Source organism: Microcoleus sp. Pol7_B2, assembly GCF_036701035.1.
Lineage (GTDB): Bacteria > Cyanobacteriota > Cyanobacteriia > Cyanobacteriales > Microcoleaceae > Microcoleus.
The window spans coordinates 1-16,734 of the sequence record NZ_JAUBQB010000055.1 but is presented as its reverse complement, the minus strand read 5'-3'; the positions used below and the strand labels follow the sequence as shown (position 1 = coordinate 16,734).

Annotated in this window: 11 protein-coding genes; 1 reads left to right on the top strand and 10 read right to left on the bottom strand. The window is 44.8% G+C overall.

What is annotated here, in order from left to right; translation table 11 throughout:
- Positions 1-47: 47 nt before the first annotated feature.
- The 4 genes from QUA57_RS19535 to QUA57_RS19520 all read right to left on the bottom strand — a co-directional run bounded on the left by QUA57_RS19535 (position 48) and on the right by QUA57_RS19520 (position 6,350).
- Positions 48-2,408 (bottom strand): FHA domain-containing protein, encoded by a 2,361-nt coding sequence (locus QUA57_RS19535; protein ID WP_333063154.1) that lies wholly within the window; start codon positions 2,406-2,408, stop codon positions 48-50.
- 77 nt (positions 2,409-2,485) lie between these two features.
- Positions 2,486-4,243, bottom strand: a complete 1,758-nt coding sequence (locus tag QUA57_RS19530) for an ABC-ATPase domain-containing protein (protein WP_333063155.1) — start codon at positions 4,241-4,243, stop codon at positions 2,486-2,488.
- Between the two features lie 135 nt (positions 4,244-4,378).
- The gene (locus QUA57_RS19525; protein WP_333063156.1) at positions 4,379-5,419 is read right to left on the bottom strand and encodes a M28 family peptidase; all 1,041 of its coding nucleotides are present in this window, start codon (positions 5,417-5,419) and stop codon (positions 4,379-4,381) included.
- A 352-nt stretch (positions 5,420-5,771) separates the two neighbouring features.
- Positions 5,772-6,350: a hypothetical protein gene (locus tag QUA57_RS19520; protein WP_333063157.1), complete on the bottom strand. Its 579-nt coding sequence runs from the start codon at positions 6,348-6,350 to the stop codon at positions 5,772-5,774.
- Between the two features lie 792 nt (positions 6,351-7,142).
- On the opposite strand from QUA57_RS19520, the gene QUA57_RS19515 reads away from it, so the two are divergent.
- On the top strand, positions 7,143-10,043 hold the full coding sequence (locus QUA57_RS19515) for an EAL domain-containing protein (protein WP_333063158.1): 2,901 nt from the start codon (positions 7,143-7,145) through the stop codon (positions 10,041-10,043).
- 67 nt (positions 10,044-10,110) lie between these two features.
- Here QUA57_RS19515 and QUA57_RS19510 read toward each other — a convergent pair whose 3' ends face one another.
- The 6 genes from QUA57_RS19510 to QUA57_RS19485 form a co-directional block, all read right to left on the bottom strand.
- Positions 10,111-11,229 carry a PepSY-associated TM helix domain-containing protein gene (locus QUA57_RS19510; protein ID WP_333063160.1) on the bottom strand — a complete coding sequence of 373 codons (1,119 nt, stop codon included), beginning with the start codon at positions 11,227-11,229 and terminating at the stop codon, positions 10,111-10,113.
- Positions 11,230-11,240: 11 nt separating this feature from the next.
- On the bottom strand, positions 11,241-11,933 hold the full coding sequence (locus tag QUA57_RS19505) for a hypothetical protein (protein ID WP_333063161.1): 693 nt from the start codon (positions 11,931-11,933) through the stop codon (positions 11,241-11,243).
- A gap of 65 nt (positions 11,934-11,998) precedes the next feature.
- Complete coding sequence (locus QUA57_RS19500) at positions 11,999-14,713, bottom strand: TonB-dependent siderophore receptor (RefSeq protein ID WP_333063163.1); 2,715 nt, start codon at positions 14,711-14,713, stop codon at positions 11,999-12,001.
- Between the two features lie 161 nt (positions 14,714-14,874).
- Positions 14,875-15,825, bottom strand: a complete 951-nt coding sequence (locus QUA57_RS19495) for an AraC family transcriptional regulator (protein ID WP_333063164.1) — start codon at positions 15,823-15,825, stop codon at positions 14,875-14,877.
- Positions 15,826-15,834: 9 nt separating this feature from the next.
- Positions 15,835-15,990 carry a hypothetical protein gene (locus QUA57_RS19490; RefSeq protein ID WP_333063165.1) on the bottom strand — a complete coding sequence of 52 codons (156 nt, stop codon included), beginning with the start codon at positions 15,988-15,990 and terminating at the stop codon, positions 15,835-15,837.
- A 119-nt stretch (positions 15,991-16,109) separates the two neighbouring features.
- Positions 16,110-16,340 (bottom strand): hypothetical protein, encoded by a 231-nt coding sequence (locus QUA57_RS19485; protein WP_333063167.1) that lies wholly within the window; start codon positions 16,338-16,340, stop codon positions 16,110-16,112.
- Positions 16,341-16,734 lie beyond the last annotated feature (394 nt).

The window sequence follows — 16,734 nt, the reverse complement described above, 5'->3', positions numbered from 1 at the left end:
CCATCTGATTTGATAATGAACTGTGAGTTAAAAGTGCGTAATTTTAATTATAAAATATCCTTCCGCTTCTGCAACCACAGAGTCAACATTAAATAAACGAAAATATGCACGCACAAAATACCCCAATTTAAACTCAAATTCTCCCAGGTTGGATCGTAAACAGGAGTAGGCTCAAACGGCTGAGGAAGCGTACTCCCGTCCGGTAATGTAGTAGGCGCGGGAACCATCCCATTCACATTAACTAAAGAGCCGTAAGCACCCACAGACCAGCGGCTTAACATCAGCCAAGAAAATGTGCTCGCGGCACCTTCCATCTTAAACAAAACTCCAGAAAAAATAATCTGAGGCAGCAATAAAAGAGGCAAAGCGCTATTAGCTTGAGAGCTATTTTTAACAATCGCGGAAACGACTAATCCGAGACTTATGCAGCTCATCAAAGTTAGGAATGTGGTAATACTTGCCCCCATCGCCCAGGAAATTAAACTCGGTTCGGGGGATTTAAAAGCACTCAGAATAACTCCTACCATTAACAGTGTTTGCAATACTGCCAAACCAGAAAGTATAAAAATTTTTGAACCTAAATAAGCAAACAATCCTAAGTTAACCAAACGTTCTCGCAAATAAATAGCAGATTCTTTGACAATTTCTTGCAGAGAAGTTGCCAGTCCTACCCAAATAGCCGCGCAGGTAAATACAAATAAAACTCTGAGCGCTAAAGGTGCTAAAGTTGCCTCCGGTGCGCCAATTAACGGGTCTTTATCTCTGACGGCTAGCCGCAGCAAACTAATGCCTATCGGAGCAGTTAAAAGAGCTAAACTCAAGTTAACTAAGTCGCGGGAAACGAGTTGAAAATAGCGCTGCGCCAGCAAAACGAGTTGTTTTACAAAAGATTGAGATTTTGGTACAGAAGGTGCAGAAGGTATTTTGGCATTAGCGTTTCCTGTGCTGAAGTGGTTGACTATATAGCGCTGATAGTAGTGAGATTTATTAAACTTTTCTGCCCAGCTTTGAACGTTGGTTTCTCCTGTTTCTAATTCGTTGTAAATGTCTGCAAAATCGCCTGTTTTGACATCAAAAAAATCCAGCGCTTCCCTAGGCGGGCCGAAGTAACAAAGGCGTCCGCCGCGACCCATAAAAACAATACGATCGCACATCGTGATATTTGCCGTCGCGTGAGTCACCAGAATCACCGTCCGGCCTTGATTTGCCAACTTTCGCAGCAGTTGCATCATCTTCTTATCCAAACCCGGATCGAGTCCTGAAGTCGGTTCGTCTAAAAAGAAAAGTTTCGGATCTGCTAACAGTTCAACTCCGATGCTGACCCGCTTCCGCTGTCCGCCACTAAGCTGTTTTACCAAAGCCTTGCGGCGGTGAGTCATTTCAATATCTTCTAAAGTTTTTGCGACTACCTGCTTGACATCTGTATCGGGAGGTAAGCGCAATTTAGCTGCATAACTCAAGACTTCTTCTACTGTCAAATCTGCGTGCACAATATCATCTTGAGGCACGTAACCGATTTGATTGCGGTAAATATTGAAGTTTTGGCGCAGGTTGTCGCCGTTGAGAAACACAGCGCCGTTAGTAGTTTTTTCAATGCCTAAAAGCGTCCGCATTAAAGTAGATTTGCCAGCGCCGCTACCGCCGACTAAAGCCACAAACTGCCCCGGTTCGATCGCCAAAGTGATGTTATCCAAACGCTTCGGAATCACCAGACTGTCAGCATCCAAACGAATTTGATGGCCGGAGTCTTGCATCTGCAACTCACCGCTGCGGTAAGTTAGAGTAAACGGACCGATCCGAATTGCATCTCCCTCGGACAATTGTACAGAATTTGTCACTCGCTGACCGTTAACAAAAACCCCGTTAACGCTGTGGTCTCGCAAAATATAATTGCCGCGACTGTCTTGATCGATTGTGGCGTGGCGTCTAGAAACGAGCGGCGCATCTAATGGCAGCGAAGCGTTTGGATCGCGGCCCAACAAAACCGACCGATTCTTAAGAAGAATTGACTGCTTGCTAGGGACAGCAACCTGATTCGCCAGCGGATTAAAATAACTCAGCAAAACTTGATTTTGAGGATCGAGACCGATTTTAATTTCTGTGCCGTTTTTCAGACAATAACCGTCATTGGGAGTGATGCGAGTGCGATCGACAAATAAGCCATTAGTGCTCGGCCGCTGGCCGTCACCGTCGTAAATCCAGTAATTATCCCCAATTTGGCGCAAAACAGCGTGAACGCCGGAAACTGCGCGCCAGGGTTCGGGAATGACTAAATCAGCACGAGTGCGATCGCGCCCCAATACGTGCTGCTGCTGTTTTAACTCTAACTGTAAAACCTCGCCTTGATTGCTTAATACTATATACGGTCGATCGCTTAAAGCAGTCAGTTGTCCTCTATTGCCTCTCATACTTCAATCGCGGTTTTTGCACTCACTTTCGCCAGCATATCAAAAGTAGGACAACAATACACTTATATTAAGCAAGTCTACTTAGCCACAAGCGACAAACTGCGAAGCCGATTAATTGCCGCCGCCAATTCAAACCGTCGAAACATGGCAAAATCCCCTTCAGGAAAAGGCGATAAAATATCCATCCCCTGCGCGTCAATATCTGCAATCACCAAATCTATGATTTCCGACAAAGTGCGTTTTCCGTCTATGTATTGCTGCTTAGCATAAACCATTGCTGCTGCGATCGCCCTTAACTGTCCGCTGTCCACAATTTGCTCAACAGCACCCAGATCAATCTCCTCACTTCCGAAAGCCAATTCATCAACATCCCGCACCTTCACCCGCACATCTCGCCGTCCCCGACTCGGATCTAAACTAGCAGGAATCGGCACTCTTTGAGTAATCTTACCAAAATTTTTTCCCCCTTCAGCAGCGCGGCTAATCGAGTAATTTTTAGCAATCTCTTTAGCTTTTTTCGTCACATTATATGCTTGAAAATTATCCAGTGCAATCACCGTACCTGCTACATCAAAATAATCCCCGCTTCCGCCCATGACTAAAATAGTCGATACGCCATAATCCGCATACAAATGTTGAACTTTATCAATAAACGGCGTAATCGGTTCCTTATCCTTAGCGATGAGTTCCTGCATTCGGCGATCGCGAATCATAAAATTAGTGGCCGCCGTATCCTCATCAACCAATAAAACAGGCACTAAATCCTCTTCTGAAGAAGCGACTAATTCCAAAGCCTCAATAATGTTAGCAGCTTGCGACGTGCTACCGCTCGCATTCTCAGTATAAAATTGTGCAGTATCTCTACCTTGTGGCAACTGGTTAATAAAAGGCGAAATATCAACTCCCGCAACACTTCTGCCATCTTCCGCCCTAATTTTAACCGCCGCCGCACTTGTGACCACAAATTCCCGACCATCTCCCGGAATTCGGTTGTAAACTCCCAACTCAATCGCCCTGAGTAAAGTTGATTTGCCGTGATAGCCGCCGCCAACAATCAAAGTAATGCCAGCCGGAATACCCATACCGGAAATCAAACCGCGATTCGGACAATTAAACTCAACTTTTAACGACGGTGGCGACTGAAAAGCCACAGCATTATTTAACAAAGGGCGATCGTCAACACCCGTGCGGCGGGGCAAAATAGAACCTTCAGCCACAAACGCAACTAATCCTTTTTCAGCTAACTGCTGCCGCAGCCAGTTAGCATCTTCTACAGTTTCAACGTGACGGCGACATTCAGCATAATTTAAGTTAGCATACTTCAGAGAATTGCTGACAATTTGCGGAATATCTTCGCACAGCATTTCAGCAGCTTGTCGCCCTAAGATACTGCGTCCGCCCGCTGGAAGTCCGACGGCAAATCGCAGTTCAACTCCTCCTAACTCTTCGATATCTGATGTATTTGAGGAAATGATAAATGCCGAAGTTCGCTCTAAAACTTCTTGCGCGAAGCCAGTCACTGCAATCATACCGCTTTTCCCAGTGCCGCGTTTGCTGCTGATGCTGTGTGCGGCTTTGTCAAACTGGCGAATTAGGTAATCTCGCAAGGCTATTTCTCGACTGCGAGAGTTGAAAAGTTCGCGGGGAATTTGAGCAATGTTTGGCGGAACTATGACTCTAAATTTACTGGGAGAAGCAAACGGATCTCCCTGCACGTAATCAATAATTAATGTAAATTCAGAAAAGTCGTAACTACCTTTAATGTCTTTGTAGGCTTTGTAGCCTCGATTGTCTAGTTGCAGTAAATGCCGTTGCAGGCTTTCTTTGTTAGTCATTAGTTATTAGTTATTAGTTGGCAGTTGGCAGTAGTCAGTTGGCAGTTGGCAGTATCAATAACAGTCATCATGCCCAATGCCCATGCCCGATGCCCCATCCCCAATTCCCAATTCCCCATGCTCAATTACCAATTACTAATTACCTAATTCCAATAATTTAGCCACGGCATTAACAACAATTTGAGCAGAACCGGCGAAAAAAGGTCGATCGATAGTTGCTAATGTATCGCTAGATTGGTGATAGTGGGGCGATCGCAAATTTGCAGTATCTGTCACCAACACAGCACCAATTCCTTTATACCAGAAAGGCGCGTGGTCGCTCCGCAAAACATCGGGAGTCAGCAACCCTTTCAGGGGAACCGGCAGCGCCACCACAGGCGGCAAATCGGCTTTTCCAGACTCTGCAAAACTTTTCAATAGCAGCGGATGTTCCGCATCCCCAATCACAGCGATAAACTCGCCTTTGTCGGGAGAAGTTACCCCCGATGCTTCTAGAAAAGGTTGCGCTGTCAATCCTTCAGGATATTGCTGGCATCCGGGCGTGCGACAGGCATAACCTACCATATCTAGGACGATCGCTCCCTGCAAATTTTTTAACCGCGCGTCGCTACCAGTGAATGCTAAACTGCCTAAAAGTCCGAGTTCTTCCAGGTCGAAAAATGCTACTTGCAGCGTCCGAGGTGTGGCACGAGAACCCAGCAATCTTGCTAGTTCTAAAACTACAGCAACTCCCGTCGCATTGTCATCAGCTCCAGGTGAGTTTGGGACGGTATCATAGTGTGCTGCCACTAAAATTGCACCGGCGTTCGAGTCAGTACCTTTTCTCTCAGCGAAGACGTTGACTCCTCGATCGAACGGCTGCAACTCGGGGGAAAATCCTAATGTTTGCAGTTGTTTGGAAATGTAGTCTCTAGTAAAAGAGCGAGATCGTTCTCCATCCCGTTCTCCTGCTAAACTATCGACGTGTTTCCACAACCGGGATTGGTCAATTTGGGGTTCAAAAACGGCATTTTTTTCAATAGAAAGCGGTGAGGGAGAGGGGTTTTGGGAAATGTGGATATTGGGATCGAGCGAAACTGCGGGTACACTCGACAACCGCTGCCACGAGTCAGAACGCCAACCCACAGCCGCCACCGCAACCATAATAAATAACGCTATCCAAATCAATTGTTTCATCAGTAAGTCTATGTGAGATTTTAGACAGGGCTTACGCACTCCTCGCTCTCATTAACCGGGTTTTTTAGCGGAAGCGAAAGCTGCAACAAAGTCTTTTTGTAAAACCCGGTTGATGCGTCCAGAACTGTTATATTTTAGATTTTAGATTGACACCAGAGTTAAAAATAAACTTCTTTCAAAAAATGAAACTCAAAAATCTTAAAATTAACGGCGCCAGAGGCAGTTTTGTATTTTTCCTCTAAAAAAGCAGGTAAAAGCCTTGGGATGTTGCCGTCGAATCTGTCTTGCTTATGGGATCGTTCGACGGCGACATTCAAATCACTAATTTACCTTTAAAATTCACAAGCCAAAACTACTTTTTTTCCCACTCAATCTCCTTATTCTCCAAGATCAACCCGCTGCTGCTAGGAAAAGCATAAGGAATAGTTTTTGCCGAAAATTCTACTATTTGAGTTGGTTGTTGAAACCACTCTGAATAACTCGGATTGAGTTGGTCGTACAGTGCTTTTAAAGCTTGAATCTCTGCCTCTAGCTGCGCTGCTGCTTGATTGATTCTCCGAGCTTGTGCTTGCAAGCGTTTTTCCCCGGTTTGAACGTGGTTTTCTACTTCTTGCCAGTGCTGTCCGGCCAGCAATTTTTCTAGTTCACCTTGCTTGTAATTGAGTAAAGCCTGTTTTGGCTGCAGTTGCTTTTCAATATTTTTAGTCTCTCGGTCAATTTCCTGGATTTGCTGCAACCACTGCTCCCCAAAAGCAGCAGTTTGCTGGTGGAACTCAGCAATGGCTTGAGGAGTATTATTTTTGGGAAAACTGACTGCCACTCGGCACTCAGAGCGCTGTACGCCAAGTTTTTCCAGCGAGTCTTGCAGGCCGGTAACTTCTGCTTGCAGCGCGCGGACTTCTTTTTCGAGTTGTGGGATGGTCTGACTCATGGGTTCAATTAGTGGACCTCTGCATCGATTTTAAGCTAATTGTTTATTTTTCTAACGAATCCCGGTCGCCTTTTTGCGGGAATTATCTAATTTTAGCGCGCTCCCACGCGGTGTCTAGGCAGAATGGCGGATAATTTGTGGCACAATGGCTGATGACACATTTTAAATTAAGATTAAAATTGTAATTAGTTATAAAGCTAAATTATTAGCTTGGCAAAAATTTATTTACAAATCCACATAAATTAATAGTGGCTGGGTTTGCCCATGATAGAAAAAGTTCGGTTAATTTTTTTTAGATTTATGGCGGCTAAAAAGATTTATTTGAAATTAGGAAGTAGAGCAAATGAAAAAAAAACTCAATTGATGTTGGGATATTTCGCGGTTGCTATTTTTGGTCTGGAATGTGGCATAAATCCAAAAATATTACGGACAACTGTAATAGATGAACCTGGCACTCGCCCTGTAGAAGGGATTTTGGTTCGGTCTCAGAAACATAGCTATTTGCCATCGGCAGCTCGCCCCCTTACTTCTGCAAGCACCGCATTATTTTTGGATAAATTATCCCAAATTGAGCCAGTAAAATTACCCATTTCTAATTATATAGAATCTCAGGAAATTCCTAGAAAAAAAGCTACTCTTAGATGGAAAATAATCGGTTATTATCTGGTTTTTATTTGTGTAGTAATATCATTACTGCTCAGGGGTAAAACAGTAAATAGCTTATCCAAGACGATGAGGTTAATCAAGCCGAAGTCTGAAACAGAAAATGACAAGGTACCAAAAGGAGAAAAAGTGTTGTATCCACCAAAAAAAGAACAGGATATCTGGCATACTATTGCCCAAATGACCCAAGACTTGCAGCAAACTGCCGAATATGCTCTCGATATTTGCGAGGAAATGAACGTCTCGATAATTGCCACCACCCCGGGCGGTCATATTCTGTCGTTAAACCAAGCTACCTCTCAACTTTTGGGATACTCTAAAAAAGAGTTGTTAGGCACACCAATAGCCAGACTGTTTAAGAAAACTGAATCACCAGTCCCGGAATTAGAGTTAGCAAGTTTAACAGCAGAAGGTTCTGTCCGCAACGTCGAAAAAGTCTACCTTTCTAAACATCGAAAAAAAATAATTGTACTGCTTTCTATTTCAATTATTCGCGACGGGCAAGGCAAGGTCAGCGGCAAGTTATATATAGCACAAGATATTACCGATAGAAAGCGGGTTGAAAGAAATTTGCGGCGCAGTGAAAAAAAGTTTCGCCAACTGATAGAAACTGTTAATGCTGTTGCATTTATCTATCACCGCAGACAGTTCCGCTATGTCAATGCTCAGACAGAAGCTCTGACAGGATATACTCGCGAAGAATTACTAGCCTTGGATTTATACGACTTAATTCATCTAGATTTTATAGAAATAGTTAAAAAATGGGGTAAATCCAGCCATGCGCGCTCAACAGCAGGCTCTAAATATGAATTAGTAATAGTCACGAAAACTGGAGAAATGCGCTGGATTGAAGCAACTGTAGATATTATAAAATTTGAAAAAAAAGCCTCAATATTAATCACAGCCTTTGACATCAGCGATCGCAAATTAGCAGAGTCACAACTAGAAACATCTCTTTCGTTGCTTCAAGCAACCATTGAATCTACTGCTGACGCCATTCTGGCGGTTGACAGCGGAGGAAAAGTTATCACCTTTAACCGCAAATTTGCCGAAATGTGGCAGTTGCCGGATTTCCTGGTTGATTCGAGAGATAACAACCAAATTTTGGGGTTTGGAATCAACCAGTTAAAATACCCCGAAATATTTCTCAACCGTGCTAAAGAATTGTCCGATCGCCCAGCAGCAGAAAGTTACGATATCATAGAGTTGACAGATGGCAGAATCTTCGAGCGCTACTCGTTGCCCCAGCGCACGGGAGGCCAAATTACTGGTCGAGTATTCAGCTTTCGGGATGTAACGGAACGCGTGCAATCCGAAGAAAAACTACGCAAAAGCGAAGAACGCTTTCACCTGCTGACGCGGGCGACAAATGATGCTGTATGGGATTTTGATTTGTTAAAAAATGAGTATTGGTTGAGCGCAGAGTTTGAAAACGTTTTTGGATACAAACTCAACGAAACTCAGACGATAGAATTAGAATCCTGGTGGTTAAATATTCATCCCGAAGAACGGGAAAGAGTGATGTTAAGCTTCAACCAAACAATGAACTCAGATGCTCAATGTTGGTCGGAAGAATACAGCTTTCACCGTGCTGACGGGGGATATGTTTTTGTGCTCGATCGCGGCTATATCATCCGCAATGAAAGTGGCCAAGCAGTCAGGGCGATCGGCACGATGATGGATATCACTCAGCGCAAGCAAGCTGAAGAAATTATTCGCTATCAAGCTGTTTATGACCAACTCACAGGTTTACCGAACCGGATACTTTTTAACGAGCGGCTGCTGGCTTCCTTAAAACAAGCTAAACAAACAAAAAAAATGCTTGCTGTGATGTTTTTAGACTTGGACAGGTTCAAAAAGATTAATGATACATTAGGTCACGCTGCGGGCGATCGCCTGTTAGAAGGTTTTGCCGGACGTATCAGCGACACTTTGCGATCGACAGACACTGTTGCCCGCTGGGGAGGCGACGAATTTACCATACTGCTTCCCGATATCAATTGCTTAGAAGATGCCGTTAAAACAGCTCAAAGAATACTCAACAATTTAAAGCCAGCATTTAAACTAGAAGGACAACCGTTTCATGTTAGCAGCAGCATCGGCATTGCCCTTTATCCCGATGATGGTGAAGAGGCCGAAACTTTAGTCAAAAATGCCGATGCTGCCTTGTACTACGCTAAAGAAATGGGAAGAAATAACTATCAGTTATATACTTCAACACTTAATCCCCAAGGCAGCCATTTACTAACTATAGAACACAGGCTGCACGAGGCTTTAGAACAGGGAGAATTTGAGGTTTTCTACCAGCCTAAAGTCAACATTACTACTTGGCAAATTCAGGGCATGGAAGCCCTGCTACGCTGGCAACATCCACAATTAGGTTTAGTTACTCCCGCTACATTTATTCCGATCGCCGAAGAGAACGGGCTCATTGTAACTATTGGGGAATGGGTGCTGCAAACAGCCTGCACTCAAAATAAAGTTTGGCAGGATGCTTTGCAGCCAGATTTGCGGGTAGCAGTCAACGTTTCGGCTCGGCAGTTCCAGCAATTTAATTTATTAGAAATGGTAGCAAAATGCTTGGAAAAAAGCGGTTTAGCACCCAAGTATTTAGAGTTAGAAATTACCGAGACTACAGCCATGCAAGATGTGGATTATACCACAAAAGTTCTCAGGGAGTTGCAGAATATGGGAGTGCAAATTGCGCTGGACGATTTCGGCACGGGTTATTGTTCTCTAAATTATCTCAAAAAGTTTCCCTTGAATATCTTAAAAATAGATAAATCCTTTGTCAGCGGATTGACGACTGATCCGTGCGAACGGGCGATCGCTAAGGCTGTAGCGACCTTGGGGCGAGATTTGAACTTGAGCGTGGTAGCCGAAGGAGTAGAAACTAAAGAGCAGTTGGAGTGTTTGCGATCGCTCCACTGTCCAGAAATTCAGGGTCATTATTTCAGCCCTGCACTATCAGCCAATGATGCTAGTAAGCTATTGGTAAATTCTCAGTTGAGGAAAGTGCAAATTGCGTAAACTACCCACCGCCAAGCTGAGTACATCTGTGGCGCGGGCTTTCAATACTTTATTGACTGAAATTATCCTAAGAAAGCCGATTTGACTGAGTTTCCTCAGCCCACAATTGGGATGCTGATTCCCCTCTTTCCATCCGCCACCGTCTCCGTTTCCAAATCACTAAACCGGTGATTAATAAAACAGCAGGCATTAACCCAATGAAAACATAGAGAATGCGAGTGAAAATCCCGCCAAATGTGCCGTAGTGCAAATTAACAATCACCAACAGAACCTTAAATACGGGATTTGGTTCCAGCACTTTCTCTGCTTTCAACACCTTGCCCGTAAAGCGATCGATCTCCACTGCACTAAAGTCAAAATGTCCCGTTTTTTGTTCGGGAAAACGTTTCTGAATAACCAGCTTATTGGCTTGGTCTTCAGGAAATTGGACGTAGGAAATCTTTCCACCGGGAAGGGCAGCATCGGCTTTTTGAATTAATTGACTCAGTGCAATTGGTGTTTGAGTTTGAGATGGAAGGGGTTTGGCTTCGGGCTGACCCGCTCCACCTAATAAAAATTGCGCTGCAATAATTACTGAGCCAGTAAAAGCAAGGATGCTGAGTAGAATTGTTGTGAGGATACCGCCGACGTTATGCAAGTCGTAATTCAATAGCGGTGCAGGTGCTCTCCAGCGAATTTTGAATCCGATTTTTAAGTTTCGCCAACCCGACCAAAGTAACGTTCCTGTGATAGTGGTCAGCAATAGCAATACAGCCACAAAACCCATTGTCATGTGACCGGGCTTTTTTAGAAAGAGGGTGTAGTGTAAAGTGTGCATAAAACCGATAAACGATCGCTCCCACACTCTCGAACCCAATACCTTTGCTGTATAAGGATTCACATAGACTTCTAAGTGATTTTCGTCGGGTAAATGCCCGCCAAAGTTATAGGTATCTTCGGGTGTTTTGGGAAACCGAATCAACGGATCTCGCAGATTTGGATAGGCTTGCTGGACAGAATCAAAAATCCGGTCGATCGACGCTTTTTTGGGTTGGGGAGTGACCTGCATCAAAGTTTGATTCAATGCTCGATCGGCTTCTTCACGAAAGACGATCGCGCTACCAGTCAAACCACTCATGACAAAAATTAATCCCAGAAATATGCCAATGATGCTGTGAATGTTGAGAACGAAATTCCGAATTTTCATCGCTTTTAACCTCACTCTCCTTTGCCACATTTTGTTTTGCCACCACCGCAATAAGTCGCAAACCAAGGACTGAATTTAGCGGCATCTTCTTTATCGTTGGTCATATTTACAAGCGTTGCAAAGCTAGATGGCTTACTGGCATACCGAAAGTGCATATGTATTGGTTCACCATTTAATTCACCATGCGGCGGAATGAAGCTAAGATACTGGAAGCGATTACAACCTGGATCTTGCTGTTCATCTTTCACCAACTCAAATAAATCCCAAGTCATTTTGTATTCAGCGTAATACTTACCATCTCCAGTTGCACCCATGTAAACATACTGACAATTCCGTGCGATTGGTTTTTTCCCGGCTGCATCTTTGTAGAAAGTGAATTTCTCCATTTTATTGATATCAATGCGTTTGGGGTTGCGCGGATCTTTGACCGAGTTCTGGTGTTCTGTGTTGAGATTAAATACGCCATTAAATCCTAAGTAAGGGACTTTATAAGCGTTCATCGAGATCACTTGAGTAGCTACAGGCGATCGAGGCGTAATTTTTGGGGGGGCTTGCTCCGCAGTCTTTTCAGATCGACTTGCAATGTTTTCTGAGGTTAGTTTCGCCTCAGGTTGATTGACTTGTGCTGAATCTGATACGGGTTGACAAGCGATCGCCATTACCCCAGTTAGAATGAGAATTGGATTAAGTTGAAATCGTTTCATGGTGGAGTCTCCTGGTAGAAAAATTTAGAATGCGAGCGAGTCGTTGCAAAGTTGCAAAATAACTATCAAAACTTCACGGTAAATAAACCAATTACTGTCAATGGTTCACCAGGCTTATTGCCAAACGCTCTGCTACCCGTGACAGCTTGGATGTAGTTGATATTGAACAGATTTTTGATGTTGATACCAAATCGCAAATTATCCCGCTCATAAAAAATTGCGGCATTGCTTAAGAAATAACTATCCGCTTCAAAGCTGTTATCCAGATCCCCTTCTCTCTCTCCAACATAATTAAACCCAACCCCAAAGCCTAAACCCTGCAACTCTCCTCTTTGAATTTGATAAGTTGTCCACAGACTACCGCTATGTTTGGGAGCATTAAACAATCTGTTGCCAACCAAATCGCGGTTGGGATCTGCTGTAACTTCCGCGTTAGTGTAGGCGTAACCACCAATAATATTCCAACCAGGCAAAATTTGTCCCGAAATATCTAGTTCAAGCCCTCGACTCCGCTGTTCTCCACTGGCTATTGAGAATAAAGAATTATTCGGATCGGTGACGGCAACGTTTTGTTTTGTAATGTCAAAATATGCCAAAGTAGCAGCAAGCCTTCTGTCAAGCAACTCCGCTTTGATACCAGCTTCGTAGCCTTTTCCGATTTCGGGTTCGATGATATTGCCGCCGGCTGTTCTTGCCGAACCTGGATTAAACGAGCGCGAATAACTGGCATAAACAGAAAGTTCTGGAATGGGTTGATAAACAATCCCTACACGGGGGGTAAAAGCATCGTAATTTTGAGTTGTTTTGCTTCCCTCTGAGTTGGGATCACCCGGAATCAGTCGGTTTTTTTGATCGGCGGTGTCATAGCGAAGACCTGCTAGTAGCTTTAAATTCTCGAAGATTGAAATTTGATCTTGCACGTAGAAACCATATCGGCTTGTCTTTAGTTCATTTCCTCCAAAACCAGGTAGTGTATCCTCATCTGGCGTGGGAATTTGTCCGTAAACAGGATTGAAAATATTCAGGGAACTCGGTGTTTCAAAATCACCTACTGTGAAAATTCTTTCATTGTTGTAGCTAATGTCTGCACCGAAGATCAGGGTGTGTTTGACTGAACCTGTAGCAAACTCACCTACGATGCTTGTTTGGAGGGCGTAGTTTTTATCTTGGCCGTCTTGAGAAGCAAAGAAGCGAGTAACGTTGCCAGTTTCATCATCAAAGCCAAGTTGCAGAGCGATTACATTGAAATCGTAGTCGTAGGATGAATAGCGAAACCCATTGCGTAGCTTCCAGTTTTCACTGAAACGGTACTCGAAATTGTAGCCAACATTCAAGTATTGGGTTTCTGTTCTATCCTCGGGTTCGCCACCAACGCGATCGGGCGGAACGTCAACCACTCGATTGCCAATTGCAGGCAATCCATTATCAGCAGCACGCCGATCGTTGGTGTATTCCAGAGAAACTGTCAAGTCGGCGCGATTGCTAATTTTCCAGGTCAGCGTCGGTGCAATAAAGAACCGCTGATTGTCTTGGTTAAAGCCCCGATAACTATCACTTGTTTGGTACAATCCGTTGACGCGGTAAAGCAGGCTGCGATCTGAGGTTAAGGGGCCGGAGATGTCAAACCGGGGCCGGACAAAACTCCGGTTTCCCAGTTGCAGTTCTGCTTCGTATAAAGGTTCTGACAGCGGTTGTTTTGATACTAAGTTAATTAAACCCCCTGGTTGAATCTCGCCGTACAAAATTGAAGCTGGCCCTTTCAGAACTTCAACGCGATCGAGGTTGGCGACTTCTGGAAAAGACTGATAATTACCATATCGCCTGAAACCATCTCGCAAGACAGGGGCATTGTCAAAACCCCGAAGCCCGAATGTGGTGCCGCGCCCTGTCAAATCTGATCCCAATGCGACACCGCTAACGTTGCGGAGTGCTTCATCTAAGCGGGTGACTTGTTGATCTTCGATCACTTGTTGAGGTACTACTTGAATCGATTGAGGAATATCTCGAATTGGCGTATCGGTGCGGGTGGCGGAGGAGGCATTGGGGATGCGATAGGGAGTTGCTCGTCTGACTGTTACTATGATTTGAATGTCTTCTTTTGCGCTGGGAGTCACGCCCAAAACTAAACCCCGATCGCTATTTACTACCGAAGCCTCCGGTGCTGCTTTTATTCCTGTTAGACTCACCCGGATGCGATTACCATCCCACTGAGTTACTGTTACCTCTTCAATTCCTTCATCGGGATTAGAGGCGCGAAATTCCCCACCCTCCGGTAGTGCTAGTTGGGCATTTTCGATGTCCGCGATCGCGCTTTTCCCCTCGATTCTGGTTGTAGCTTGCAGCACTTGTCCTTCGGGTGTCTCTAGAATTACCTCTAAACCGCTTGCAATTGTGTTCAATCGCACACCTGTTACTTGTACGACTGATTGAGAGATTTGCACAGTCTCGTCCAAACTTGTAAAACTCCGTACCGACGGACGCAATAGCCCTTGGGCGCTGGTGCTGGGTTGTTCTATTTCGCCCACTTTTGGTATTTCGGCTGTTGGCACTAATGGCTGTGCTGCTGTCGGTTCAATATTAGGAGTAGGGCGATCGGGGCGATCGCGGTCGTACTGTGGAGCAACAGTCAAGTCAGAATTAGGTTTTTGATCTAGGTTTTCTGTATTGTGCTTGACTTCCAACTCCTCCCCTGCCTGCCCTGGCTGCGTCGCCATCAGGCATAGCAGCCCTGCCAACCCCAAACCACCAATCAATCGATACCACTTATTTGTTGCACTCATCCCACCGCATCCTCACTCTAAAACAGCCAGAGATTTTGCAGACCTCATATTGGGAGCGATCCTCTTAGAATCAGCTAACTGCTAATAATTTTCAATTAGATTACTGGAAACTACATCAGCTTTGGAAGGGCAAATGTTCTCGAAACGGAATTGTTTGTTCTTCAAACGGAACTTTTTCGGTTTTGGGTCAAATATTGATGAGGACTGACGCCAAACTGTTTCCGAAACGCTGTGTAAAATGAACTGCGGCTGGCATAGCCGATCGCTTTTGCCACCTGATTCACGTTCATCTCACCGATTGTGAGCAATTGCTGTGCCAGTTCCATCCGGTAATGATGCAAACAGCTCATAGCTGTCATGCCGAACACCTGACGAAAGCCCCGCTTCAGTGTGCAGTCATTCATTCCAACCTGGTGTGCCAGTTCAATCAGCGAAGGAGGTCGATCGAGACGACGCAGTAAAATATCCTTTGCCTCACAAATTTTCTCAATCTCAGGCGATCGCAATACATTCGCCCGAGCCGACAGTTGACTCACCAGGGCAACTTGCTCCAAGCGCAGCGCCACCAGTTCCAATGCTTTGCCTTCTAAATAAATTTGCCGCAGGGTACCCTGATAGGAACACTCCAAAATTTGGCCTAACACCCTCTGCATCGCAGGAGTTGTCAGACTTACGAGTACCTGCCCCAACTCATGAAGCGCCTCTGGGGAAAGCAGCTGCGTTCTCGCTTTGTATGCGGCTGGCAACATTGATGGCATCGTTGTATGGCTCAACACCTCACTTATTGCTAGTTGTGGAGTAGGAGGAACGTGACCAAAGGTGTAAAGATAAATCTGCTCAAAGAATCTCTGTGATAGTTGTTGCAAGGGTGGAGGCATTTGTCCCAGGAAACATTGGAAGTAGCGATCTAAGCGGGGTGGCGTAATGAACACCTCGACCAAACAACACCGGGGTCCGGCTTCTACCCGATCGGTGCCGCTATTGCCCAAGTGCAGCTTGATACAATTGCTGCCAGCATCCATTCCAGTCAGATTGAATTCAAACTCCAGAGACGTACAGTATATCTGACTGTTGAGGGGGAGGTTGCGTTTAAATTCATGGTCAACGATCACCAGCCAGAGTCAATCCCCCAACTCAATTTCCTGCACATACCCATCCCCATCACTGTCCCGCATTCTCCAGATAATGTCTGAGGAGTCAGCATGAAACAGTTGCAGCCCTGCTGAGGTGCTGCGCTCGAAGAATTCACCCATGTGCCGGGGAGACAGAACTGCCATCGCTTTAGAACCTTTACCTACTAAGCTATAAGGCTAGAGGCTATATGAAAACGTTTCATAATTAAACCTCACACACCACTAAATCAATTTGAATAGAAATCATGAAATTTATTCCAGGATTACGGTTTTTCTGCTGTCACTAAAAGACCTAATAGTTGCTTCGAGCTACGAAGGTTGGTAAACCCAATTTGGGTCAACCATTCTAAAATCGTTGGCGGAGGCCAAATGCGTCCGCCACAAGTCACGTAGTAGATTAGAGAAAATAAACTAATTGGTGAACTCAGTTTGCCCCGATCGCCTGGATGAAATACATCATTAATAATTACGCTGCAGCCCGATACACCACACACCGGTAATATTTTTGGGCTGCTACGCAATTAGTAAGGGTCGCGGTCAACAAACCAGCAGTTTGTTGCGAATCTTTTGCATTAACTAGCTCACAATAAAATAACTCTGCTGCCAATGTCAAGTAAATATGCAACTTGTTTGTTCATACAGCCTATTCCAGGTTTATGAAGTGCAGTAGGGACACGTGTCCGGCCGTGTCCCTACGAGGATCGAACGATAGGCGGGGTCTACTTCATAAACGTGGAATCTGCTGTAAGTAGCGAGGACTTGAGCTATAAGCTTCGGACTTAAGTCTTGGAACAGCCTTTCGGCTTAAGTTGGGCTTGCTGAATAATCGAGTGCATATTGCGTCGCGAAAGGTTTCGAGCGCGTGATCGAGAATAAAGTGCAAGATAA

Coding starts and splice junctions, on each gene's coding strand:
- QUA57_RS19510 (WP_333063160.1), bottom strand. CDS start 11,229: ATGAAAATTCGGAATTTCGTTCTCAACATTCACAGCATCATTGGCATA.
- QUA57_RS19520 (WP_333063157.1), bottom strand. CDS start 6,350: ATGAGTCAGACCATCCCACAACTCGAAAAAGAAGTCCGCGCGCTGCAA.
- QUA57_RS19525 (WP_333063156.1), bottom strand. CDS start 5,419: ATGAAACAATTGATTTGGATAGCGTTATTTATTATGGTTGCGGTGGCG.
- QUA57_RS19505 (WP_333063161.1), bottom strand. CDS start 11,933: ATGAAACGATTTCAACTTAATCCAATTCTCATTCTAACTGGGGTAATG.
- QUA57_RS19500 (WP_333063163.1), bottom strand. CDS start 14,713: ATGAGTGCAACAAATAAGTGGTATCGATTGATTGGTGGTTTGGGGTTG.
- QUA57_RS19535 (WP_333063154.1), bottom strand. CDS start 2,408: ATGAGAGGCAATAGAGGACAACTGACTGCTTTAAGCGATCGACCGTAT.
- QUA57_RS19490 (WP_333063165.1), bottom strand. CDS start 15,990: ATGGCAGTTCTGTCTCCCCGGCACATGGGTGAATTCTTCGAGCGCAGC.
- QUA57_RS19530 (WP_333063155.1), bottom strand. CDS start 4,243: ATGACTAACAAAGAAAGCCTGCAACGGCATTTACTGCAACTAGACAAT.